Source organism: Polyangiaceae bacterium (assembly GCA_020633235.1).
Lineage (GTDB): Bacteria > Myxococcota_A > Polyangia > Polyangiales > Polyangiaceae > JACKEA01.
Genome location: JACKEA010000001.1, coordinates 1,552,335 through 1,575,378, shown reverse-complemented (window position 1 = coordinate 1,575,378; position 23,044 = coordinate 1,552,335). Strand labels below are relative to the sequence as shown.

The following is a 23,044-nucleotide window of genomic DNA, read 5'->3' as shown; positions in this document are numbered from 1 at the left end:
CGCGCCCCGGCTCACCCGCGTCGCGCTTGGTCCTGCGGGAGCAGGAGATCCTCGAGGAAATAGGCGGACAGCTCTGCGCGCCCGGAAAGGCCCGCCTTTTTGTACACGGCTCGCGCTTGCTGTCGCGCCGTACGCTCGCTCACCCCGCGCACGTCGGCGATTTCCTGGTGCGAGAGTCCCTTGAGCAGCAAGAGCCCCACTTCGCGTTCGGCGCTGGACAAGCTCCAGCGCTCGAACTGTGCGTCGATCGCCACGCCGAGCCCATCGAGGGCCTCCTTGGCCTCCGCCCGCCAGCGTTCGGCTTCCGCGCGGACGTCCGCCAAATGATCGCGCAGGGAATCCGCTTCACCGCGGAGCTGCTCGGCCTCGCCGCGCCAAGTCTCCGCTTGCTGCTCCGCTACCTCGGCCCGCTCGCCGAGGACTGCCGCCTGACGGCGAAGGCGAACGGTGAACACGACAGCGCCGACCACCGCGAGACCGGTGACCGAGATCTCCATCAAGATGTGATCGATGCCCGCGCCGTGTTGGAAGTCGAACGCGGCATCGCCACCGATGGACAGCGCGATCACCGCGAACAGCGCGATGGCGAACAGATTGGAGCGGCGGTCGGGCGGACGGTCCATGGCTGGCAGACTGATAGCAGATCGGCTCAACCCCGCCGCGCCACCGCGACCACGAAGCCGTCTGGGTCGGCGAAATACGCGGCTTCGTCGCCCCAGGGCCGGGGGCCGAGGGGGCTCAGCGGCCGGGCGCCGCAGCGCTCGAGAACCTCGATGGCCGCCATCACGTCGTCACAGCGGAGGTAGAGCTCGGCTGGAGCAATGCCGGCGATGGCGGCCGGAAGCTCACCGGTGTTCCGTGCGAAGCCCTCCCGCTGATACAGCCCCAGGCGATGGCCGGCGGAGACGGGCAGCTCCACGTACACCGGGGTGTCCACCGAGCGCGGCGCTCCCAAGAGCGCTTCATACAGCGCGGCGGCGCGCCCCAGATCCGCCACTGCCAAGATGGTGATGCTGTCGGTCACGGGCATTGTGCAAGCGTATAGCATCCGCTTGACGGCTGGAGCCTTCCCCGGAAGGCTTGGCGCATGACCGTTCGCGAGCGCATGCTCCACGACCACGAGCAACTCGAGCGCTCCTTCAAGGAGCTGGAGAGCGTGGTGGAGGGCGCGAACGCTCCGACCCTGGTCGAGCGCTGGACGGCGTTCGAGCGGCGCGTGAAGGCGCACTTCGACGCCGAGGAGCGCCATCTGTTGCCACGGCTCGAGGACGCACACCCGAACGAGGTCGCCGAGCTCCGGCGCGAGCACGAGGACATCCTCACGCGCGTCGCAGATCTCGGCGTCCGGGTGGACTTGCACACGCTGCGGCAAGACGCGGCGACGGACCTCTTGCAGCGGCTGCGCGACCACGCCAAGCGCGAGGACGACGCGCTCTACCGCTGGGCCGACGAGCTCGGCGATCCGAGCCTCGGAGAGCGACTCCTGGACGCGCTCGCCCGCCAGGGCAGGAACGTCCTTTGAACGGGGAGAGAAAGGAGGCGCCATGAGCACGGTTCGACTGACCGAGCTCGTGAAGGGCGGCGGTTGAGCGCGGAAGCTCCCCGCTGAGGACCTGGTCGAGGTCCTGAAAACCCTTCCCGTCTTCTCCCATCGTTGGGTGAGCTCCGCGCCGGGGCCGCTCGACGACGCGGCGGTGGTCCATCCCGAAGGCGCCGAACGCGACATGGTCCTCACCCTGGACGTGATCACCCCGCTGGTGGACGATCCAGAGACCTTCGGGCGCATCGCCGCGGCCAACGCCCTGTCCGACGTCTACGCGATGGGCGGAAGGCCGGAGGTAGCGCTTTCTTTCGTGGGGATTCCCGACGGCGTCGGCCTCGACGTGCTCGAACAAATCCTTCACGGTGTCGCGGACAAGGCTCGGGAAGCAGAGTGCGGGATCGTCGGCGGGCACAGCATTCGCGATTCGGAGCCGAAGGTCGGACTGGCGGTCGTCGGCTCGGTCGCCCGCGATGGCGCCTGGACCCACCGCCAGGCCACGGCGGGACAGAAGTTGGTTCTCACCAAGGCGCTGGGGACGGGCGTGCTGGCTCAGGCTCTGCGAGCCGGTGCCGCCCGAGCCGAGGACATGGATCACGCCGTGCGCTCGATGCAGGCCCTCAACGCCCGGGCCTGCGCCGCCGGGCTCGGGCGCGGCGTCACCGCCGCCACCGACGTCACGGGCTACGGACTGCTCGGCCACCTGTGGCACATGGTGAGCGCCAGCGGCGTCGCGGCGCGCCTCGACGCCGCTCGGGTCCCGCTGCTCCCGGGCGCCCTCGAGGCGGCCGGCGCGGGGCACGTGCCCGGCGGCTCGAAGCGGAACCTGAGCTACGTGAAGGCCCAGCTGCGGGGAGAAGAGAGCCTGCCCCCTGCCCTGCTCACCGTGCTGGCGGACGCCCAAACGAGCGGAGGGCTGTTGCTGTGCGTACCCGCCGCCCAGGCCGATGCCCTGGTCACGGAGCTGGGGGCGCCGGCAGTGGTGATCGGCGAAATCGTCGCCGACGAGCCCAAGACGATCAGTCTCGGTTGAACTCGCCGCCGGCAATGTCCAGCAGCTCGCGCACGGTGAGCTCGAGCTCGCCCAGTATCGGGTGCTCCCAGCCATCCACCAGCGCGCCGAGCACGGCTTCGTAGTACCAGAGCGTCTGCTCCTTGGACGCGGTGAAGCGGTCCCAGAGCGCGTCACCGACCTGCAGGTAGTCGCGCACCAGCGAGCGTGCGTTGTGGAGCTTGTCAGCCGCGCTGATGAGCTTCAGCTCGGCGGGCTCACTCCGCAGATGCGCCAGATACCGCCGCTTGCGTTCCTCCCAAGGCGGCTTGGGACGCGTCGTCGTGTCGCTGAGCGCCACGACGAATGCCGCGACACGGGCGCTGAAGCGTCGCTCGATGTCGTCTGCCGTCACGCCGTCGATGTCTTCCAACGTGTCGTGCAAGAGCGCGGCGACGATCTGGTCCTCGTCACCACCGTGCTCGGCGACGAGCGCGGACACGGCGAGCAGGTGTGCGAGGTACGGCGTACCCGTTCCCTTGCGCAGCTTCATGCGAAAGGCGTGAGCCACGAAGGCGAGCGCGTCGTCGACGCGCTCGCTGTAGCAGGGGGTTGTGGAGTCCACGCTGCGAGCCTAGCGCGGGGTCGTCCGCGGGGATGCCGCGCCGGACCAACAAAAAGAAGCCGCAAATACTGCGGTAATTCGAGAGAAAGCAGGATAGGGGGTCGCGCTGCCGGACCAGCTTGGGCTATTGTAGTGTCACTGCAATCGGTCGCTGTCCCGCGACCTGAGGAGTGACCCGTGCCGATCGAAGTCCCCGCCGTGCGGATTCTCATCGTCGACGACGACCGTGCGATTTGCGATTACATGCAGACCTTGCTGGAGAAGGACGGCTTCGTCGTCAAGACGAAGAGCGATCCAACAGCAGTGGAAGACGAAGTCCGCCAGGGTAGCTACCACGTGATCATCCTGGACCTGATGATGCCGAAGCTCGATGGCATCGAGGTTCTGAAACGGATTCGATCGTTCGACAGCGACGTGGCGGTCATCATCTTCACCGCACATCCGAACCTGGACACCGCGGTCGCTTCGATGAAGCTCGACGCCGTCGACTACATCAAGAAGCCCTTCAACGTGGACGAGTTCCGAGAGGTGCTCGCCCGCGTGATGAAGAAGAAGGGGCTCGCGCGAACCCCGGAAGAGCAGCTCCACAAGATCATCGGCGACACCATTCGCGGATTGAGGAAGTCCAAGGAGCTGACGTTGAAGCAGATGAGCCGGCGTACCGGTCTCAGCATCTCGCTCCTGTCGCAGATCGAACGCGCGGAATCGAGCCCGTCCATCTCGAGCCTGTACAAGATCGCGATGGCCCTCGAGACCAAGATCCAGGATCTCTTCGGAGACAACTGACCGCCCAGGTCGCCCCCCAAAAGGCTGCTGCGGCGCCGCCGTCCGTCCCTTCCACCGTCCGGCCGGCGGGTCGCCCGAAAGAAGGACCATGATCGACAGAACGACCGCCGCCCGCCCGCGTTTGATCCGCCGCGCAGGAGCCGCGCTGCTTGGCACCGCCGCGCTGCTCTTGGTCAGCGAGGCCACCGTGAGCGCTGCGTGGCCGCCGGCCTCCGGCGCCAGCGCCCAAGATCTGAAGAACCCGGACAACTGGCCCAACGATCCGGGCTACGGCTACGTCGCGTCTTCCAAGCCCAGTGAGCGGAAGAAGGGACAGTGGCAGTTCTACTCCTTCATACCGGATCGTTCGCCCGGGGCGCCGGAGCTCAGGCCGCAAGAGACGGCATCCGGCATGAGCATCGATCTGGCGTGGCGCCACACCATCGGCGACGACCGAGTGCTCATCGCCGTGCTCGACAGCGGCATTCGCTGGGACGAGAGCGATCTGGTGGAAAAGGCCTACTTGAACAAGGGCGAGCTGGCGAGCTTCCCACCCCTGCACGCCGACTCCAGCCCGTGCGCGCCGCTGGATCCGCAGAAGCCCACGGAGGACCTGTTCGACTGCAACGGCGACGGCATCCTCACCGTGGGCGACTACGCCGATCACCCCGGCCTGCAGCCGGATGCCACTCAAGACCATCCCAAGGGCGACAAGAACCAGAACGGGCTGCTCGACGCCGGCGATCTGATCCTGAACTTTTCGGACGGAAAGGATGACGACGGCAACGGCTACGTCGACGACATCTCCGGCTGGGACTTCATGAAGGACGACAACGATCCGTACGACGACACACGCTACGGACACGGCACCGGCGAGGCGCGCGATTCGTCCGCCGCGACCAACAACGGCCAGGGGGACGCCGGTGTGTGTCCGGCGTGCCGCTTCATGCTGCTCCGTGTGGGGGACAGCTTCATCGCCAACACCAACGACTTCGGCCAGGCCGTCGTGTACGCCACGGACAAGGGCGCCAGCGTGATCCAAGAAGCGTTGGGCACCATCAACATGTCCAGCTTCGCGCAGTCCGCCATGGACTACGCCTGGAAGAACGGCACGGTGGTGGTCGCGAGCATGGCCGACGAGAACTCGCGCCATCACAACTATCCCGCGACGGCCAACCACACGATGCCCGTGCATGCCATCACCATGCTCGGCTCGGACGAGCAGAGCACGACGGCCCGGAGCTTCTTGTCGTTCAACACCTGCACCAACTACGGCGGCCAAAACTTCCTGTCGGCGTCTGGTACCGGCTGCTCGAGCGAGGCGACGGGACGCCTTTCGGGGATCTCGGGGCTCGTCTATTCGATGGCAAAGCAGTCGAACCTCACCCCCCCGCTTTCGGCGGGCGAGGCGATGCAGCTCTTCACGATGACCGCCGAGGACATCGACATCCCGGAGTCCCGCGAGGGCAACACGCTGTATTTCTGGTCGCAGGAAGGCTTCGACCAGCGTTTCGGCTATGGCCGCATCAACGCCAACACGGCGGTGGAGTGGGTCAAGGAAGGCCGCATACCGCCGGACGTCGACATCGTCCGGCCCTACTGGTTCGAGACCCTGTACAAGGATCAGGTCACGCAGCCCGTGCCCATCATGGGCACCGTGAGCGCGCGGCGAGCGAACAGCTACGACGTGTTCGTGGAGTGGGCACCGGGAGTGCAGCCGCTGGATTCCGCCTTCAAGCTGGTCAAGAAGATGGAGAACATCCCCAGCAGCACGGTGCTGGGGGAAGACGGCACCCCGCTAGCGGAGCTCGAGGTGCGGGACATCGATCCCAGCCACGAGCCGGACATCGACAGCCCCCACGGCGAGAACAAGTACACCATTACGGTGCGTGTGCGCTCCGTCGCCCACTACGGCGGGTCCATTGGCGACGTGCCCGGGGAGCTCCGGCGCACCTACGCCGTCCACGAGGATCCCGATCTGTTGGACGGCTTTCCCGTGTATCTGGGCGGCAGCGGTGAGTCGAGCCCCAAGCTAGTGGACATCGACGGCGACGGCATGCGCGACATCGTGATTGCCACTTCGGACGGCAAGCTCAACGTGTTCTCCCTGGCCAGCGGCAAGCCGACGATGGTGGCGGGGTTCCCAGCGCTGGCGAACCGGATCCGGGGACTGCTCCAGAACGGTACGCCGAGCTATCTGTCGGCACCCGGGTACACCGACCCCAAGGCGATCGATCCCGACAAGGCACGCGAATCGATCAGCACGACGCCGGCGATTGCGGACATCGACGACGACGGCAAGCCGGAGATCGTGTTCACCAGCTACGAGGGCACGATCTACGCGGTGAACCACGACGGCACGCCGGTGAGCGGATTCCCCGTGGCCCTGCCCGACGTTCCCAGCTGCGCGCTGGATCAGCCCAAGGACCCCGCCAAGCCGTGCATGGACACCGTGACCCGCATCGACCGCGGGGCGTTCGGCAGCCCCGTCATCGAAGATCTGGATGGTGATGGAACTTTCGAAATCATCCAGGCCGCTTTCGACGGCAAGGTGTACGTCTTCGAGCCCGACGGGAAGCCACGTGACGGATGGCCTGTGCAGGTCCACCACTCCGCGAGCTCGGACGAAGAGTACAACCGCATCATGACCACGCCGACGGTCGCCGACTTCAACGGCGATGGCGTCAAGGACGTGGTGGTCGGCTCGAACGAGCGCCTCGGCAAGGGCGGCGGCTCGGGTGCGTTCTTCATGATCGACGGCCGCGGCAACCTCGCCGGCGACCCGCCCTACCTGCCCCACTGGCCCGTCACCATGGTGAGCTTCCAGCTGTTCCCGCTGGTGGCCGAAGGCGTGCCGAACTCCCCGGTCAGCGCCGACATGACGGGCGACGGCAAGCCCGAGGTGATCTTCCACGGCAACGCCAGCTCACCGCTGATTCTGCCGGTGGATCCCGGCACCCAGCAGACGCTGGGCTCCACTCCCACGAACGCCCTTCCGGAGCGGACCGACCCCAACACCGGGGAGCCGGCCCGCGGCATCGAGCCCACCAGCATCTTTGGGCCGGACTCCCAGGCGGTGACCCCCGACACCATGTTTCCGCTGTTCGCTCAACCCTCGTTGGGCGACTTGGATCAGGACGGAACGCCCGACGTGGTGTCCAGCGGCGGCTCCCTCAGCATGGCCGGCAGCCTGCTCTCCAGCAAGCCGTCGGACGGCCCGGCGCAGCATCTGCTCGCGATGTGGAGCGGCAAGACCGGAGCCATGCTCCCCGCGAGCCCGGTGGTACTGGAGGACTTCACCTTCTTCAACAACCAAGCCATCGCCGACCTCACCGGCGATGGCTACCCGGAAGTGCTGACGGGAAGCGGTGGCTACTACGTCCACGCGGTGGACGCCTGCGGCCGCGAAGCAGAGGGCTGGCCCAAGTTCACCGGACAATGGGTGATCGCCACCACCGCGGTGGGCGACGTGGACGGCGACGACAAGCTCGAGGTGGTCGTCAACTCGCGCAGCGGCTGGCTCTACGCCTGGCACACCAAGGGCACCACCGATGGCGTGATCACCTGGGAGAGCTTCCACCACGACAACCGCAACACCGGGAACCTGGACGTGCCCCTGGACCAGGGCAAGCTGATGGGCGCCGCAACGCCCCTGGAGCTCGATAGCGAGGGCAAGTGCGTCCAAGCCGAAGAACCCACGCCCACGCCAGCGACCAAGCAGGATCTCTCGCCGGAAGGCGGTTGCGGCTGCAGCGTGCCGTCGTCGCGTCGAACCCCCACGGCGCTCCTCGGCCTGCTCGCCGCCCTGGGGCTCCTGTTCCGGCGTCGGCGTCGCTCCTAGTGGCTGCGCCGAACGGGTGCAGCGAGGCCTTTTGACCGTCAAAGGGCTTGCAGCCCAAAGCATGCCAGTGCGATAGCCCGGAGCACTGGCATGGCGATCGAGCAGCTGACCGAAGAGCAGATCCGCGACTGGACCCTGGAGCAGAAGGACCAGTGGTGGCGTGACAACGTCTACAAGGGGGACATGCCGCAGCTCACCGTCCGTTCGGCGGTGACCGGTATGGCGATCGGCAGCGTGCTGTCCCTCACCAACCTGTACGTGGGTGCCAAGACCGGGTGGACCCTGGGCGTCGGCATCACGAGCGTGATCTTGGCTTTCGCCATGTTCAAGGTCATGAGCCGCATGGGCGTGGCCAAGGACTTCACCCTGCTCGAGAACAACTGCATGCAGTCCATCGCCACGGCGGCGGGCTACATGACCTCACCGCTCATCTCCAGCCTCGCGGCCTACATGATCGTGACCGGCAAGGTCATCCCCATGACGACGGCAATGATGTGGGCGGCGTCCATCGCGCTCTTGGGGGTGCTGTTCGCGTTTCCGCTCAAGCGTCGCTTCATCAACGACGAGCAGCTCCCCTTCCCCGAGGGGCGCGCGGCCGGCATCGTGATGGACGCACTGCACACGGGGGACGCCAAGAGCGGCCTCTTGAAGGCGAAGATCTTGGTGGTGACCGGCGGCGGCGCAGCCTTGCTCAAGGTCGCGCAGAGCCACGCCATCATGGAGAAGCTCAAGCTCGGGTTCTTGGCGTTGCCGGAGTACCTGGACGAGTGGGCGTACAAGCTCGGCACCTTGAAGCTTCGGGGCGTGGACCTACGCGAGCTCACGGTACGGCCGGACACGGACTTCGTAATGATGGCGGCGGGCGGCCTGATGGGCATTCGCACCGGCGTTTCCATCATGATCGGTGCCCTCATCAACTACCTGTGGCTGGCGCCTTGGATGATCGTCCGCGGCGACATCCACGGCAAGGTGGTGGAGGGCGTGACCCACTACGGCTTCCGCTCGATCACCATGTGGTCACTGTGGGGCGGCGTGTCGATGATGACCACGGCGTCGCTGTTCTCTTTCTTCTCCAAGCCGCAGGTGTTGATCAGCGCGTTCAAGGGAATGTTCGGGAAGAAGGACGCCGCCAAGCAGAGCGACGTGCTGAAGGACGTGGAGCTGCCCATGAGCGTGTTCGTGGTGGGCATCCCGGTCGTCGGCGGCCTGGTGGTGTTCCTCGCGCACCACTTTTTCGACGTGAGCATCTGGATGGGCGCCTTGGCGGTTCCCCTCATCTTCGTGTTCACCCTCATCGCGGTGAACTCGACGGGCCTCACCTCGATCACTCCCACGGGCGCGCTCGGCAAGCTGACCCAGCTCACCTATGGCGCCATCGCTCCGGGTAACATCACCACGAACCTGATGACCGCCGGGATCACCGGTGAGGTCGCGGGCAACGCGTCCAACCTGCTGATGGACATCAAGCCGGGCTACATGCTGGGCGGCAAGCCGCGGCAGCAGGCCATGGGTCACGTGCTCGGGATCATCGCGGGCTCCCTCGCAGCGGTGCCGGTGTTCTACCTGGTGTTCCTCCGCAACGGTCCCTCGCAGCTCATCAGCGAGCAGTACCCGATGCCGGCGGCAGCCATTTGGAAGGCGGTCGCGGAGATCCTGACCCAAGGGCTCTCGAACCTGGAGATGTCCGCGCGCTGGGCGGCGCTGTTCGGTGCCATTGCAGGCATCGCGCTGGAGGCGATCAAGCTCGCTACCAAGGGGCGTTTCTGGCTCAGCGGCGTCGGCATCGGCCTCGCCTTCGTGATCCCCTTCAATACCTGCTTCGCGATGTTCGTTGGCGCGGCGTTCTTCTGGATCGCCAGCCGTCGGTTCAAGAACGAAGAGAGCGCGGCCAACCGGATCTTCGTCCAGAACCAGGAGCCCACCTGCGCCGGCCTGATCGCCGGCGGCGCCTTGATGGGCATCGGCGTGATTCTGATCGAGAACTTCGTGCTGTAGCCGCGGTGCCGAAGGTCAGACTTGAACTGACGACCCCACGCTTATGAAGCGCGTGCTCTAACCAACTGAGCTACTTCGGCCGATTGGGGCCCGGAATATGAAGGGCCGCCTCGGGCAGGTCAACGGCAATTTGCCCCTTCAGGGCTGCTTGCGGCCGCCACGACCCGCTCCGTCGCGCCCCACGGCCGGGTTCAGCGCGTCGAAGGACATGTGCAACGTGAGGGGTCCCCGGCCCAGCACCGCCGGCAGGCGCCCGAAGGGCGCCGCCCGCCGCACGGCCGCGATGACGTTCCGATCGAACTCCGGGATCCCACTGGGACGCACCACGCGAACTGCCGAAAGAGTGCCATCTCGGCTCAGGGTCAGCGCCAGCACGGCCATGCCGCCGCGCCCCTCGGCAATCGCCCAATCCGGGAAAGCATCCCGCCACTCGACCTTCTTCTCGATGCCGCGGAAGTATCCGGTCAAGCGCGGGTCCCCGTTCCGATCGCGGAGCGATCCCGGGCCGTTCCCCGCGGGCGTCGAGCGCGAGCCGGGTCCCGTCACGCCACCACTGCCCGGGCTGCCTTCCGCGGCCTGGCCACCCGGCCCCTTGCCAGCAACGCCGCCCGCAGTGCTGGCGTGAATCAGTGAACGAACGGCGCTGGCCACTTCCTGAGAGCTGTCCACGGTGTCGTTGGGGCGGCCACGGACCGGCGCTGGCACCGCCGCCCGCGCGCGCGGGACCCAAGGTCGCGCCAGGGCCACTCGTGCGCTGAGCCGAACGTCGCGCCCCAATGCCCCGTCGGGGACGCCTCGCGCCGAACGCTTGCGATCGGTTCCCGGGTTCGCGTCCCCCGGCTCCGGCAAGGGACCCAAGCCGTCGTCGACAGCCGGGCCTCCCAGCTCGCCCCCACGCTCGCTGGGCCGCGTGCCGCTCATGACGCCAGCACTGGGATCCCAGTTCGAGGGTGGACGGCGCAGCGGGCGATCCCCGGGCCCCGTCGCGAGGAAGTCGAGCTGCATCGGGTTCGGCGTGGCGCGACGGTCGTCGAGGCTCCGCCGCTCCGCCGCGGTCTTGATGCGCTGCACCTGGCTGCGATCCAATCGGTTCATCGGATCGCGATCGAGAGTCAGTCCGTCGACACTGTCCGCGAGGTTGAGCGCGGTCTCACTGGCCGCATCCGTGCCACCAAGACCCGTGCGACCTTGGTCCGGCCGCACTACCCGCTCCCCACCACCCGGCTCGGCGGGCCGAGGCTCCGGCAGAGCCTTCGGATCGCTTCGCCCATGAAGCCCGGCGGCGCTCATGCGCGGCAGCTCCATCGCGGGCGCGGGCTCGACCGCCACTTCCACGAGCTTCGGCGGTGCGCCGGCATCCTGTGAGTCGGCGCCGAGGGAGCGCGACAGGAGCCAGGCGCCGACGCCCAGGAGCAGAGCGTGCAGGACCACCGAAGTGACCAGAGCTCCGGGGTCTGCAGCACGCATTCTCCGATCTTGGCCCTGCGCGGCCCGGGAGACCACCTCTCAGCGTGAAACCACGTGATGCATGCCGCGCAGGACCGCCCCGACCAGCAGCACGCCGCCCGCGACGGCCAGCTCCGTGCCGGTGGCTGCGTGGGCCACGACGGCCGCCGCCACCAGCACCAGCGGCGCGGGCCACAGCTGCCGCGGGCTGAGGCCGCGCCGCCGTCTCAGCCCGAGCGCCACCAGCGAGGCGGCGCTCACGCAGTACTGCGCCAACACGGCGACGCTGGACAGAGCGAACAGCTCCCTGAGCCCGCCGGCACTGACCAGCACCGCCACCGCCAGCGCGGTGACGACCAGGGCTCGCAGCGGCACCTGGTGGGGGCTCCCGCGAGCCACCCAGCGCCCGAGCCCGTCATCGCTCCCGAGCGCGGCCAGGTAGCGCGGGGTCATCGCGAACATGCCGAACGCGATCCCCAGCGCGGACACGTTGGTACCCACGAGCACCAGGCGCCCGAGCGAGCTGCCGCCGAAGTGACGACCCGCTTCGGCGAGGGGCGCAGCGGTGTGCGCCAGATCCGGAAGCGTCACGCACGCCGCGTGAAGCAGCACGTACAAGAGCCCCGCCGTCCCAAGCGCCGCGATGGTCGCCACCGGAACGGCTCGCGCGCTCTTCCGGGCGTTGCCTGCGGGCACCGGGACGATCTCGAACCCCTGGGTGGCGAACACCACCACCAATACGGCTCGGCCGAAGCTCGTCGGGCTCACGCTCCCCGCAGGTGTCGTCGAGAGCGGTGCGCCGGCCCACAAGAACGCGACGACCAACGCGGCGAGCGGGATTAGCTTCAGCACCGTCACGCCGTTCCACACCCACGCGCTCGGGCGAAGCCCGCTCGCCGCCGTTCCCGCGAGGACTGCCACGCATGCCAGGGAAAGCACGCGATGCGGCAGCGTCAGCCCCAGCGCGGGGCCGGCGTGCTCCGCCAACCCGCTCACCACCGCAGAGGTCGAGAACACCGCGCTGACCCAAGCGATCCACCCCACCCCGAAGCCGACCATGGGCCCGAACGCGGCCCGTGCCCACACGTACGGTCCGCCGTCCTCCGCGAACTTCCCGCCGAGGGTGGCATACACGAACGCCACGGGCGACAGCGCCAAGGCGGTCACCAGGTACACCAGAATGCCGGCGTTGCCCGGCACCAGGGCGCCCACCTCGCTGGGCGCGAAGAAGATGCCCACCCCCACGATGCCGTTGATGCCCAGGGCCAGCAGCGAGCCGAACCCGAGCGACTCGGCCGCGCGCTTCACACCAGGAGATCCGCGAACCGCGCGCCGGTGAGCACGACGGCGGCATCTCCGGCCGACGCCTCCTCGTAGCCGAAGTCGCGGATCATCCTATCGACGACCTCGCGTGCGGCCTTCTTGCGGGCGTCGTCCAGACCGTCGCCGTCTTCGCGCAGCAGCATCACCACGTCGCGACACAAGCGAGCCACCGCGATGCGCCGCTCGGCGAACGCCGCGTCCCGCATGCGTCGCAGCTGCGCGGCAAACACGCGAGAATTGTCCACCGACTGGCCCGGGTGATCGATGGCCCAGGCGGCCACGGTGTTGATCAGCGAATGGCGCAGCGTCTCCGGCTTGTCTGGCACTCCGAGTAGGGCCTCGACCTCCTGCATCAGCCGCTGGTCGGGGTCCTCGTAGTCACCCGTGAGCGGGTTGCGGAGCTTCTCGTTCTTCACCCAGAAGCTGACGTGGGTGATGTAACGGTCGAACAGCTCGACGTAGCGGATCTCGTCCACCAAGCCGCTGGCCACCCGCAGCTCGTCTTCCAGGGAATCGAGCAGCCGTTCCTTCAGCGCCTCCCGGAAGTGCTTGTGGTCGTGGTAGCCGCCCTGCACCTTCTCTTCCTGCAGGAAGGCGTACTCGCTCGTTCGCTCGCACAGTCGATCGAGCTCCTCCAAGACGGCGAGCGGAGACAGGCACTGGTAGCGCGGGTTCTGGGCGGCATCGAGGAGCAGTGTTCGCATCTCTCGCGGGCTGGCACCGATACTGCCCTCGTAGATGGGATAGGAGTCGCTCTCCCGATACATCTCGAAGATCGCCGACCGAAGGAGCTTGGCGCCGTCGTCGTCCAACCGCGACGGCGGACTGCCCGTGGAGTAGAGGTCCATTTTCTCGAGCGCCGTCAGCTCGGAGACCAGGTCGCGCAAGGGTTTCTCGTAGCGATCTTCCTTCGGCCGCCGCATGCGCGTGAGCACCGCGAACATCGCGGCGATCTCCGTGGCGTGGGGCGCGACGTGGCGGCGCACCTTGGGGACGATCTGCGCGTCGTAGATGCTCTTCTCGTCGACCCAGCTGCGCAGGTAGGGCATGCGCACCAGCTCGAGCCGCCCGCGAAAGCTCTCGAATTCCGGGTGCTCGCGAAACGCCGCCAGGTGCACCTCGTTACCGCTGGCCAGCATCACGCAGTTGACCTGGACGTTCTGGGAACGCAGCGCCACTTCACCGGTCTCCGCGGTGATCTGAAGGTACTTGAACGCATCTAGGGGGCGCTTGAGGAGATCCGAGAACTCCAAGAGGCCACCCGCCGCGTCGACCAACTCGCCAAAAGCCTCGAACAGCGTCACCGCCTGCAGCGAGGAAGGCAGCGCTGAAAGCGAGCGGTCCGCGGTGACCTGGCGCTCGCCGGCGTCCACGGAGAGCTGCGGCCCCAGCGTGACGGCGCCCACGCGGTAGCGCCGCGAAATGAAGTACCGCTCCACCTGCACGTGGCGCAGCACTTCCTCCAGAGACCCCTCGTAGCTCGTGAGCAGGGCTTCGAACACCTGCTGGCTCTTGTGCGACAAGCTGCCGTTGACGATCCAAGCGGGCGGCGGCTCCGGGACCTCCGCTTCCTCGTACAGCCGAGAAAGCAGGCTCGCCCGCATCTCCTGCGGCAACAGGAACAACGGATGGTCTCGCACCTCGATGTGCAGCCGAGCGTCGATCTGGTCCTCCGGCAGGTGCGCGTAGCTGCCGTCGTCTCGCCGGTTCTTGTGCTGCCCGGTAAAGCCGATGCTGCCCTTGAGCTTGCCTTGATTCGGGAACACCCAGTGGAAGCGATAAAGAGCACCTTCGTCCTCGGAGGAGTAGTGCTCCAGAGCACGCATCAGACATGCCGCGGCGGTGCTCTTGGCCGACCCATTGGGGCCGTGGAGCAGCATCACGCGATTGGGGCGACCCTCGCGCACGAAGTTGCACAGGATCCGGTACAGCTCGGCCTGCACGGCCTCGTGTCCGACGAGCGCCTCGCGCGGCGAGTCCTCCTCCGTGAAGGGCAGGTCGAACAGAGAGAAGCGTGTGAGCTCCCCCCACGGACGCTGCACCGTGGTACGCCCGAAATGGTCGAACATGTCCCGGAGGTAGCGCGCAGCGTCCCGAGAGTGCCGCACTGGATCCGACGAAAACAGCTCCAGGTACTCCGAGAAAGAGAGCAGACGGCGCTCTTCCTCGAACCCGCGCTGAACGCGTCGTGAGATGCCTTCAAGCTCTTCGAGAATGCTCTTCGAGCCCATCCCGAGAGCCTACCACGAGGTCAGTCGACCTGGATGTCGAGCGCCAGCTTGCGCTTCTCGATCAGGCACTTGTCCGCAGAGCACAGGGAAAAGTGGAACTGCCCGGCGATGGTCTTCTTGCCCTTGCTCTCCGGCGTGAAGGGGACCGTCATGGTCGCCTTCATGTGCTCCAGCTTGACGGCGTCCTTCTTGACCACGGTGTCCGGGTACTTCACGCCATCAGTGGCATCGAGCTTGAGCTTGTAGGGGTACTTGTCGTTGCAGTGGAACGGCGCCTTGGCGTCCAGCACCACTTCCACGCTCGCCGCTTCGCCCGCCTTGTAGCTGCCGTTGGGCTTGATCTCGAGGGTGAACTTCGAATCGCTGACGTTGGCGCTGGCCAGCTCGTCCGCCGCGGGCTCCATGGCCGCTGCGGGCGTGATCTCGGTACCGCTGCCCTTCTTGGGCTCCTCGGCGGCCGGCGTGGCTTCCTTGCTGCAGCCCAAGGTGGTGACGACGACGGCGATCAGGAACAGCCTCATGTCGTGGGCCATACCATGGGCGCCCATGCTCAGCCACCGAGGCGTCAGATCACGATGATCAGCACCACCGCGAAGATCAGCAGCACCGCGCCCCCGACCGCGACCGCCAAGATAATGGGCAGGTTGTTGTTCTTCGGAACGCCCATCGGAACGATGTCGTCCTCGCCGCCGTAGCGCGGCGCCATCATCGGGCCCGGCTGCGGTGGCATGCCGAAGGGGTCCGGCGCGTCCAACGCCGCGCTCTCTCCAAAGAATCCGTCAGCGACTCCATCCACGCGCGTGGCGGGACCCGACGACGCCATCATCGACGGCAGGCGTTCCTGGATCGTCCGATCCAGCTCTTCTTGCGGGGTCGCGGCCCACTCCCGGTGACTCCCGGTGAGCCCATAGGCCATGCCCAGGCTATCGGCGAAATTGCCCACGGAAGCGATGCGCATGGCCGCCTGCTTCTTGAAGGCGTGGAGCATCACGCGGTCCATCGTGGGCGGCACCGGGTACTTGGCGCCCTTGGCAGCGTTGCTGAGCGGCTGCGCTTCCTTGGTCAGGATCTCCAACAGGATGCTGGGGCCGTTGTTGCCGCGGAACGGTACCTGTCCACACAGACACTCGTAAGTGATGGCGGCGAGGCTCCAGACGTCCGCGCGGTGATCCAACGTGTCGAGGCCCTGCGCCTGTTCCGGAGACATGTAGTACGGGGAGCCGATGGTGGTGCCCATCACCGTCAGCTTCTTCGCGCTCTCGCCCTTGTCCTTCACCGATCCGAAATCGAGGATCTTGACGATGTCGCCTTCCCGCGTTTGACCCAGGAACACGTTGTCGGGCTTGAGATCGCGATGCACCAGCTTGCGCGAATGGGCTTCGTCGAGCGCCATCGCGATCTGACTCATCATGCGGACCACGCGGGCCGGCGGCAGCACGTGCTCCCGCTTGAGCGTCGCCCTGAGCTCCTCGCCGTACAGGAACTCCATCACCAGGGCGTAGCTGCCGTCGTGCGTCGGCTGGAAGTCGAGCACCTCCACGATGTAGTCGTGCGGCAGCAGCTTGCTGACCTCGAACTCGCGCCGAAAGCGCTCCAGCGCGACTTCGTCCGTCGCCACGTCGGGGTGCAGGATCTTGAGCGCGACGTTACGGCGCTCGGCCATGTCGAGCGCTTCGTAGACGCGCCCCATGCCGCCATCGGCCACCACCCGGCGAACCTGATAGCGATTGCACATCACCTGCCCGATGCGGGCATCTTCGGCGCTGGCCGCGACGGGTGCCTGGGTCGCGCTCACCAGCTCGCGGCCGTCGATGGGACAGAACCCGGCGTCGTCCGGATACAGTCGTCCACAAACCGCGCACGCTTTCATGAGCCCCTCAGTGCCCCGGGCAAGCCCGGAGCGTCATGCTCCGCTCGATTGCGTGTCCTGTGCCTCGGCTCCGTCCTCCGCGGGGGCGGAAGGTCGGAAGTAGAGAATCCGATGGCAGCTCGGACATTGGCCGAACTCTTCGCTGCGCATGAGCTTCTGGAACATCATGGGCGGCAAGAGCATGTGGCACTCGCTGCAGGTCCCCTCCACGGTGAAAGCGATGGCGGTACCCTTGCGCTTGCGGACCAACTCGTAGCGCCGGTAGAGCGTCGGTTGGATTTCGCTGACGATCTTCTTGCGCGCGTCGTACTTCTCGGCCGCTTGCTTCTCGACGCCACCGAGGCGGCTCTCGACCTCGTTGGAGGTCTGGCCGAGCTCGGCAGACAATTCCTGTTGCTCCCCCTCCGTGGACTCGATCTCCGAACGCGCCTGGTCCACGAGGGCCGTGAGCTTCTCGATCTCGAGCTCGCGGTCACGGTACAGCTTGCGCAGCTCTTCGAGCTCCCGCTGCACCGCGTTCGCCTCACGCTCGGTGCGAACGCGGGAGAGCTTCTCTCGTGAGCGATCGATTTGCAGGCTCATCTGCCGGAGCTCCTGCATCAGATCGTTCCTGACCTTTTCCATCTCCGAGACGCTCTTTTGCGAAGCGGAGAGCTTCGTGTCGAGGGCCGCGAGGTGCGTCTGCTTTCCGCTGAGCGCATCCCGTTCACGGCTGAGCTCGTCTTCTAGTTCTTTGAGCTGGGCGTCGAGCGCCGCCAAACGCTCGAGCGCGTCGATCTGAGCTTCAAGAGTCACAGCTGGTAATAGCTCCTTCTAAGGCACGAAGTCCCGTCCTGCTCCACAGCCGAGACCGGTGGGCCCACCTGGGTTCGAACCAGGAACAGCCCGGTTATGAGCCGGGGGCTCTGACCGATTGAGCTATGGGCCCGGGCGCGACGATAAGCCGCGTCGGAAGGGTCCGAAGATATCCCTACCGCGCCGTTCGGAGCAGAGCGGTGCCAGCGACTGGGGAACGAGGCCACCCCGGTGCTGGTACATGCAAGCTCCACGCCCGGAAACCTAGTCGAATCGCCCAGGGGGGGCAACAGGCGGTTCGGCCCCCGATGCGCTTTGTTTGAGCCCCGACAATCTCGCTTCAATCCGCCTTCGCCGACGCACAGCAGCGGAAGCCCACCTGGTAGAAGCGAAACCAGCGGTTGTGGGAGTGGGTGGCCGGCCGACAGCGTGCGCGGATGGGTCCGAAATAGCCGCCTTTGAGACTCGAGATGTCGACGCCCGCGTCGCGGTTCGGCATCTCGTTCAAGGTCCACTCGTCGACGTTCCCCGTCATGTCGTGCACGCCGAAGGGGCTCACGCAGCGTGGCATTGCACCGCTCGCCACGCGCTTGTCCAGCCTCGCCACTTCCGGCGCGATTTTCCAGTCGTCGGAGAACGCTTCGAAGTCCGGCAGGATATGAGGGCGATCGATGTTACAGGCCGTGGCATCCCGCTCGTATCCGTACGGATAGGGAAGCCGCTCCTCGCCCTCGCAGGCGAAGGTCCATTCGTCCTCGGTGCACAGTCGCTTGCCCTCCGTCTGGCACGCGTCCCGGGCTTCGATGAAGCTCACCATCACCACCGGCAAGGCCCCCGCTTCGTTCGGATACTCGTAGCGATCGATGCAAAACCTCTCGTTTCGGATGCGGCCCTCGCACAATGCAGGAGGCGCATATCGCCGGCAGCGGTCGCGCTTCTCGTCGATCCAGTCGACGCAGCGATGACCGACATAGGGGCAATACGCTCCGCTGATCAACACCATGCCGTCCGGACATGGCCCCGGCCTCAGGCTCACGTCGGCGGCGGCGTCTCGCGGCGCGGTGGACGCCACCACGGAGGGCGCCGGCCGGGAGGGCGCCGGCCGCGGCGCCTCCCGCTCCCGATCACACCCCGCGAGGGCGACAACCCCGACGAGCGCCAGGACGCGCACGCCTCAGCCCTGCGGGGTCGATACCGGGTGGTGGTCTTCGCTGACGGGCACGGGCCAACCGTCCGGCCCCTTGCGCGCATCCAACGCGTCGAGGGACTGCCGCGGCGGGCTGTCCGCCGCGGGCACGCCATCGAGGGGGTCGGAGCAGCATCGAAATCCGATCTGATAGAACTGAAACTCTGGCCCGTGCGTCTTGGTCGTCAAGCGACAGGTGTTGCGCACCGGTCCCCAATAGCCCCCGTTCAAGGTGGAGACTGCCTCGCTGCTCTCCTCGCTGTTGTCGGTCCACTCGTCGACGTTGCCCACCATGTCGAAGGCGCCAAACGCGCTGACGCAGTTGGGATGACTGCCGATGGGATCGGCCTGCCACAACCGCGCGATCTCCGACTCCCGGGTTCGCGGATCGATCAGCTTGTCGGCGTCGGGCTCTTCCACCGGGCGCCCCACGTTGCAGGGGCTCGGCAAGCGCTGCCAACCGTAGGGGTATGGCGCGCGCTTGGGTCCCTCACAGGCCAGCGTCCACTCACTGCGCTGGCACAATCGCTTACCCACGCTGCCGCACAAGCGCTTGGCCTCGTACCAGTTCACGAACACCGCGGGCTTGTCCCCGACCTTGTTCGGCCACTCGTACTTGTCCACGCAGAAGCGCTTGCTCTGCTCGTTGTGGCGGCACTCGGGCTTCTGAGCGTAGCTCGCGCAGCTGGGCGCGGTTTCGTCCACGAAGCGGTCGCACTGGTACTCGAGCCCTGGGCAGTAGTCTCCGTCCACCAGCACCATGTTGGAGGGACACGCGTCCGGCAGGGCGGCCACTACCTCCACCGCCGCCAGGCTCATGGCGTGGAGCTGGACCTGCGCCGGAACGGGCAACGGCGCGAGACCCACCAGAAGGGGCACCAGGGGCAGGAGCTCGGGAGGCAGCACGCCTCGTCCCATAGCCACCTCCGGCCTTCCCGGGGCAAGTTTGTCGGGGTTTTGCCTGCACCCCGGCGGCGGGCCGAAACCGACGTAAACCTGTGATATTTCTCGCAGCTCGCCATGGACCACCTCGTCGTCCGCTGCGCGTCCCAGCACAACCTCCAGGACGTGAGCTGCGAGCTGCCCCGAAACCGCCTGGTCGTGATCACCGGACCGAGCGGCTCGGGCAAATCGTCCCTGGCCTTCGACACCATCTACGCAGAGGGCCAGCGGCGCTACGTGGAGTCCCTCTCCGCCTACGCCCGTCAATTCCTCGACCAGCTCCCCAAGCCCGAGGTCGAGAGCATCGAGGGCTTGAGCCCGGCCATCGCCATCGAGCAGAAGGCGCTGGGAAAGAGCCCCCGCTCCACCGTCGGTACCGTCACGGAGATCGCCGACTACCTACGCCTGCTGTTCGCCCGCGTGGGAACGCCGCACTGCCCCAAGTCCGGCAAGGTGCTGCGCGCCTACACGGTGCAGGAGATCGTCGACTCCATCATGGATCGCGGCGAAGGCGCGCGGCTGGCCCTTCTCGCGCCCATCGTGCGGCAGAAGAAAGGTGAGCTCCGCGGCGATCTGGAACGGCTGCGCCGCGACGGCTACGTCCGCGCGCGAGTGGACGGGCAGCAGGTCGACCTCGGGGACGACATCCCCCTCGACCGCTCCAAAGCCCACGACCTGGACGTCGTAGTCGACCGCATCGTCGTCAAGGAAGACGCCAAGGGCCGCATCACGGACTCGGTGGAGCTCGCACTCAAGCTGGGCGATGGCACGCTCTTGGTCGACGCCGTGGACGACGACGGTCCAGCGCAAGTGATGAGCGAGCGGCTCGTGAGCTGGGACTACGGCATCACGCTCCCTCCCCTGGAGCCGCGCCTGTTCTCGTTCAACAGCCCGCACGGTGCCTGTCCCTCCTGCGACGGCCTCGGCCTGCGCTCCGCCATCGATCCTTCTCGCGTGGTGCCCGACCCCACGCGCACCTTGCGCGAAGGAGCCATCGCCGCGTTCGGCCGGCGGGGCTCTCTGGCCACCGCCACCGAGGTCGCTCGCCTGGTGGACGCGCTGTCGGTGGACGCCGACGTCCCCTGGCAAGATCTCCCGGAGGAGAGCCAGAACGCGATCCTGTACGGACAGAAGAAGAAGGGGCGTGGCAAGAGCCGCGGGTACGAAGGCATCGTGCAGCGTCTGGAGCGCATGCTCGAGACCGACGAGGTCGAAGAGGGCGCCGACCACGAGCTCGACGACGGCGCCATCGGCCCCGAAGATCTCGGACGCTTCGTGGTCACCCAGACCTGCGCCGAGTGCAACGGGCGCCGCTTGCGCAGCGAGGCCCTGGCGGTGAAGCTCGGCGACAAGGACATCTCCGAGCTCAGCGCGCTGCCCCTCGGCAAGCTGCGCGGCTTTCTCTCGGAGTTCGCCGAGAAGGATAACCTCGCCGCCCGGGAGGCGGCCATCGCGCAGCCGCTCTTGCGCGCCGTGACGGAGCGCCTTGGCTTCTTGCTCGAGGTAGGGCTCGACTACCTCTCCCTCGATCGCCCGGCGCAGACGCTGTCCGGCGGCGAAGGTCAGCGCATCCGCCTCGCCACGCAGATCGGCGCTTCCCTGGTGGGCGTCTTGTACGTCCTGGACGAGCCCAGCGTCGGCCTCCACGCCCGCGACAACGCGCGCCTCTTGGAGGCGGTGCGCCGGTTGGTCGACAAGGGCAATAGCGTGATCGTCGTCGAGCACGATCGCGACGCCATCGAGGCGGCGGACTGGGTGCTGGACATGGGTCCGGGCGCTGGAGCGCACGGCGGGCGCATCGTGGCCCAGGGCACTCCGGCGGACATCGTGGCGGATCCCCACTCCGTCACCGGCCCCTACCTGTCCGGCGAAAAGCAGCTGCCCGTCCCGAACAAACGCCACAAGCCCGGGAAGAAGAAGCTCCGGGTCGTGGGCGCTCGAGCCCACAACCTCGACGACGTCACCCTCGAGATCCCCCTCGGGCTCATCACCGCCATCACCGGCGTCAGCGGCTCGGGCAAGAGCAGCCTGGTGGTCGACACGCTGCTCAGCGCCGCCCGCGCCGAGCTGTACGGCGCCACCGGCTGGGTCGGCCCCTGCGACCGCATCGAAGGCCTCGAGCACATCGACAAGGTCATCAGCATCGACCAAGCGCCCATCGGCCGAACGCCGCGCTCGAACCCCGCGACCTACACTGGCATCTTCACCCACCTGCGCGAGCTCTATTCCGGCCTCCCGGACGCGCGCGCCCGCGGGTACAAACCGGGCCGCTTCTCCTTCAACGTGAAGGGCGGTCGCTGCGAAGCGTGTCAGGGCGATGGCGTACTGCGCATCGAGATGCACTTCTTGCCCGACGTCTACGTCACCTGCGACACCTGCGCGGGCCGCCGCTACAACCGGGAAACGCTGGAGATCCGCTATCGCGGCATGAGCATCGCGGACGTGCTCGAGCTCACCGTCGACGAAGCTGCAACGCTGTTCGACTCCCTGCCCCGCATCTCACAGCGCCTGGAGGCCCTGCGCCAGGTGGGCCTGGGCTACATCCAGCTCGGGCAGCCGGCCACCACCCTCTCCGGAGGCGAAGCACAGCGCGTGAAGCTCGCCACCGAGCTCGCGCGCAAGGCCACCGGTCAGACCCTTTACGTGCTCGACGAGCCCACCACCGGCCTTCATTTCTCGGACGTGGAGATGCTCACCCATGCCCTCTTCGGTCTGCGAGACGCCGGCAACTCCATCGTGGTCATCGAGCACAACGTGGATCTCATCGCCTGCGCGGACTGGGTCGTGGACATGGGCCCCGAGGGTGGCGAGGGCGGTGGCCGCATCGTGGCCCAAGGCACCCCAGAAGACGTCGCCGCCTCCGCCGCGAGCCACACCGGGAAGTACCTGGCGCCGTCTCTCGCAGCGCAAAGCGCCGCACCCAAGAAGAAGTCTCGGCGCTGAGGGCGCACGCCCATTTCCATTTGGGTGTTGGTTCGGCGCGGGACCTCGCGCTCCGTCCACGAGCTTCCGCGGTAGACAAACCCCCAATAAACTCTGCGTCCGGACGCACGTGCGCCCCCACATCCGGCAGGATGCAGGGGCGCGGGAGCGCGAAGCGCGAGCTTCAGCCGAAGTCTTTTTCGACGCGCTCCTGATCCTCTTTGCAGCGGATGCAGAGCGTGGTCTCGGGGCGCGCTTCCAGACGCTTGACGGAGATCTTCTCTCCGCAATCGTCACACACGCCGAAGCTGCCGTCCTCGATCTTGTCGAGGGCTTTCTGGATCTTGTCCAGAAACACCTTCTCGCGACCGCGAAGTCGGAACGTGAAGGACTGGAGATACTCGCTGGAGGCGAGATCCATCTCGTCCGGCAGATCGTTCGCGTCGAGCGCCATGTCCTCGTCGAGGGTCTGCTGTGCGCGGCGGATGATCTCCTGGCGCTTGGACTCGAGCAGATCCTTGAACTTCTTGAGTTGTGCCTTGTTCATGATCGTGTCGGCTGAGCCGGGGATG

At 67.0% G+C, this 23,044-nt stretch carries 18 protein-coding genes and 2 tRNA genes; 6 read left to right on the top strand and 14 right to left on the bottom strand.

The features are described 5' to 3' along the window. Window positions 1-11: 11 nt before the first annotated feature. Complete coding sequence (locus H6717_06920; GenBank protein MCB9576742.1) at window positions 12-497, bottom strand: DNA-binding response regulator; 486 nt, start codon at window positions 495-497, stop codon at window positions 12-14. 152 nt (window positions 498-649) lie between these two features. After that, window positions 650-1,030: a VOC family protein gene (locus tag H6717_06915; GenBank protein ID MCB9576741.1), complete on the bottom strand. Its 381-nt coding sequence runs from the start codon at window positions 1,028-1,030 to the stop codon at window positions 650-652. Window positions 1,031-1,087: 57 nt separating this feature from the next. Here H6717_06915 and H6717_06910 point away from each other — a divergent pair, with 57 nt between their 5' ends. Further along, complete coding sequence (locus H6717_06910; protein MCB9576740.1) at window positions 1,088-1,522, top strand: hemerythrin domain-containing protein; 435 nt, start codon at window positions 1,088-1,090, stop codon at window positions 1,520-1,522. A gap of 91 nt (window positions 1,523-1,613) precedes the next feature. Then, window positions 1,614-2,573 (top strand): selenide, water dikinase SelD, encoded by a 960-nt coding sequence (gene selD, locus H6717_06905; protein MCB9576739.1) that lies wholly within the window; start codon window positions 1,614-1,616, stop codon window positions 2,571-2,573. Here selD and H6717_06900 read toward each other — a convergent pair. Beyond that, window positions 2,560-3,084 carry an HD domain-containing protein gene (locus H6717_06900; GenBank protein ID MCB9576738.1) on the bottom strand — a complete coding sequence of 175 codons (525 nt, stop codon included), beginning with the start codon at window positions 3,082-3,084 and terminating at the stop codon, window positions 2,560-2,562. The genes selD and H6717_06900 overlap by 14 nt on opposite strands. A 249-nt stretch (window positions 3,085-3,333) precedes the next feature. Here H6717_06900 and H6717_06895 point away from each other — a divergent pair, with 249 nt between their 5' ends. The 3 genes from H6717_06895 to H6717_06885 all read left to right on the top strand — a co-directional run bounded on the left by H6717_06895 (window position 3,334) and on the right by H6717_06885 (window position 9,757). Continuing rightward, window positions 3,334-3,942, top strand: coding sequence for a response regulator (locus tag H6717_06895; GenBank protein ID MCB9576737.1), 609 nt, complete (start codon window positions 3,334-3,336; stop codon window positions 3,940-3,942). Window positions 3,943-4,030: 88 nt separating this feature from the next. After that, window positions 4,031-7,762: a VCBS repeat-containing protein gene (locus H6717_06890; protein MCB9576736.1), complete on the top strand. Its 3,732-nt coding sequence runs from the start codon at window positions 4,031-4,033 to the stop codon at window positions 7,760-7,762. A gap of 90 nt (window positions 7,763-7,852) precedes the next feature. Continuing rightward, on the top strand, window positions 7,853-9,757 hold the full coding sequence (locus H6717_06885; protein MCB9576735.1) for an OPT/YSL family transporter: 1,905 nt from the start codon (window positions 7,853-7,855) through the stop codon (window positions 9,755-9,757). A gap of 6 nt (window positions 9,758-9,763) precedes the next feature. Here H6717_06885 and H6717_06880 read toward each other — a convergent pair. The 10 genes from H6717_06880 to H6717_06835 all read right to left on the bottom strand — a co-directional run bounded on the left by H6717_06880 (window position 9,764) and on the right by H6717_06835 (window position 19,526). Further along, window positions 9,764-9,837 (bottom strand) — tRNA-Met (locus H6717_06880). A gap of 58 nt (window positions 9,838-9,895) precedes the next feature. Then, a complete protein-coding gene (locus H6717_06875; protein MCB9576734.1) occupies window positions 9,896-11,224 on the bottom strand; it encodes a TonB family protein in 1,329 nt (442 codons plus the stop codon). 39 nt (window positions 11,225-11,263) lie between these two features. Next, window positions 11,264-12,511 (bottom strand): APC family permease, encoded by a 1,248-nt coding sequence (locus tag H6717_06870; GenBank protein MCB9576733.1) that lies wholly within the window; start codon window positions 12,509-12,511, stop codon window positions 11,264-11,266. Further along, window positions 12,508-14,757, bottom strand: a complete 2,250-nt coding sequence (locus tag H6717_06865; protein MCB9576732.1) for a serine protein kinase PrkA — start codon at window positions 14,755-14,757, stop codon at window positions 12,508-12,510. Before H6717_06865 ends, H6717_06870 begins: the two co-directional genes overlap by 4 nt. A gap of 20 nt (window positions 14,758-14,777) precedes the next feature. Further along, complete coding sequence (locus H6717_06860) at window positions 14,778-15,278, bottom strand: hypothetical protein (GenBank protein MCB9576731.1); 501 nt, start codon at window positions 15,276-15,278, stop codon at window positions 14,778-14,780. Window positions 15,279-15,322: 44 nt separating this feature from the next. Beyond that, complete coding sequence (locus tag H6717_06855) at window positions 15,323-16,627, bottom strand: serine/threonine protein kinase (protein ID MCB9576730.1); 1,305 nt, start codon at window positions 16,625-16,627, stop codon at window positions 15,323-15,325. Window positions 16,628-16,660: 33 nt separating this feature from the next. Continuing rightward, the gene (locus H6717_06850) at window positions 16,661-17,422 is read right to left on the bottom strand and encodes a hypothetical protein (protein MCB9576729.1); all 762 of its coding nucleotides are present in this window, start codon (window positions 17,420-17,422) and stop codon (window positions 16,661-16,663) included. A gap of 59 nt (window positions 17,423-17,481) precedes the next feature. Continuing rightward, window positions 17,482-17,555 (bottom strand) — tRNA-Ile (locus H6717_06845). A gap of 207 nt (window positions 17,556-17,762) precedes the next feature. Next, entirely contained in the window at window positions 17,763-18,593 is an 831-nt protein-coding gene (locus tag H6717_06840) for an SUMF1/EgtB/PvdO family nonheme iron enzyme (GenBank protein MCB9576728.1), read from the bottom strand. A 3-nt stretch (window positions 18,594-18,596) separates the two neighbouring features. Continuing rightward, window positions 18,597-19,526, bottom strand: coding sequence for an SUMF1/EgtB/PvdO family nonheme iron enzyme (locus H6717_06835; protein MCB9576727.1), 930 nt, complete (start codon window positions 19,524-19,526; stop codon window positions 18,597-18,599). Window positions 19,527-19,628: 102 nt separating this feature from the next. Here H6717_06835 and uvrA point away from each other — a divergent pair, with 102 nt between their 5' ends. After that, complete coding sequence (gene uvrA / locus H6717_06830; protein MCB9576726.1) at window positions 19,629-22,493, top strand: excinuclease ABC subunit UvrA; 2,865 nt, start codon at window positions 19,629-19,631, stop codon at window positions 22,491-22,493. A gap of 163 nt (window positions 22,494-22,656) precedes the next feature. Here the strand turns inward: uvrA and H6717_06825 are convergent, their stop codons facing one another. Continuing rightward, window positions 22,657-23,019 carry a TraR/DksA C4-type zinc finger protein gene (locus H6717_06825; protein ID MCB9576725.1) on the bottom strand — a complete coding sequence of 121 codons (363 nt, stop codon included), beginning with the start codon at window positions 23,017-23,019 and terminating at the stop codon, window positions 22,657-22,659. Window positions 23,020-23,044 lie beyond the last annotated feature (25 nt).

What these genes read in the sequence shown, in the direction of transcription:
- H6717_06915 (MCB9576741.1), bottom strand. Translation starts at nt 1,030, where the DNA reads ATGCCCGTGACCGACAGCATCACCATCTTGGCAGTGGCGGATCTGGGG.
- uvrA (MCB9576726.1), top strand. Translation starts at nt 19,629, where the DNA reads ATGGACCACCTCGTCGTCCGCTGCGCGTCCCAGCACAACCTCCAGGAC.
- H6717_06890 (MCB9576736.1), top strand. Translation starts at nt 4,031, where the DNA reads ATGATCGACAGAACGACCGCCGCCCGCCCGCGTTTGATCCGCCGCGCA.
- H6717_06910 (MCB9576740.1), top strand. Translation starts at nt 1,088, where the DNA reads ATGACCGTTCGCGAGCGCATGCTCCACGACCACGAGCAACTCGAGCGC.
- H6717_06920 (MCB9576742.1), bottom strand. Translation starts at nt 497, where the DNA reads ATGGAGATCTCGGTCACCGGTCTCGCGGTGGTCGGCGCTGTCGTGTTC.
- H6717_06885 (MCB9576735.1), top strand. Translation starts at nt 7,853, where the DNA reads ATGGCGATCGAGCAGCTGACCGAAGAGCAGATCCGCGACTGGACCCTG.
- H6717_06900 (MCB9576738.1), bottom strand. Translation starts at nt 3,084, where the DNA reads ATGAAGCTGCGCAAGGGAACGGGTACGCCGTACCTCGCACACCTGCTC.
- H6717_06825 (MCB9576725.1), bottom strand. Translation starts at nt 23,019, where the DNA reads ATGAACAAGGCACAACTCAAGAAGTTCAAGGATCTGCTCGAGTCCAAG.
- H6717_06835 (MCB9576727.1), bottom strand. Translation starts at nt 19,526, where the DNA reads ATGGGACGAGGCGTGCTGCCTCCCGAGCTCCTGCCCCTGGTGCCCCTT.
- H6717_06855 (MCB9576730.1), bottom strand. Translation starts at nt 16,627, where the DNA reads ATGAAAGCGTGCGCGGTTTGTGGACGACTGTATCCGGACGACGCCGGG.
- H6717_06865 (MCB9576732.1), bottom strand. Translation starts at nt 14,757, where the DNA reads ATGGGCTCGAAGAGCATTCTCGAAGAGCTTGAAGGCATCTCACGACGC.
- H6717_06875 (MCB9576734.1), bottom strand. Translation starts at nt 11,224, where the DNA reads ATGCGTGCTGCAGACCCCGGAGCTCTGGTCACTTCGGTGGTCCTGCAC.
- H6717_06860 (MCB9576731.1), bottom strand. Translation starts at nt 15,278, where the DNA reads ATGAGGCTGTTCCTGATCGCCGTCGTCGTCACCACCTTGGGCTGCAGC.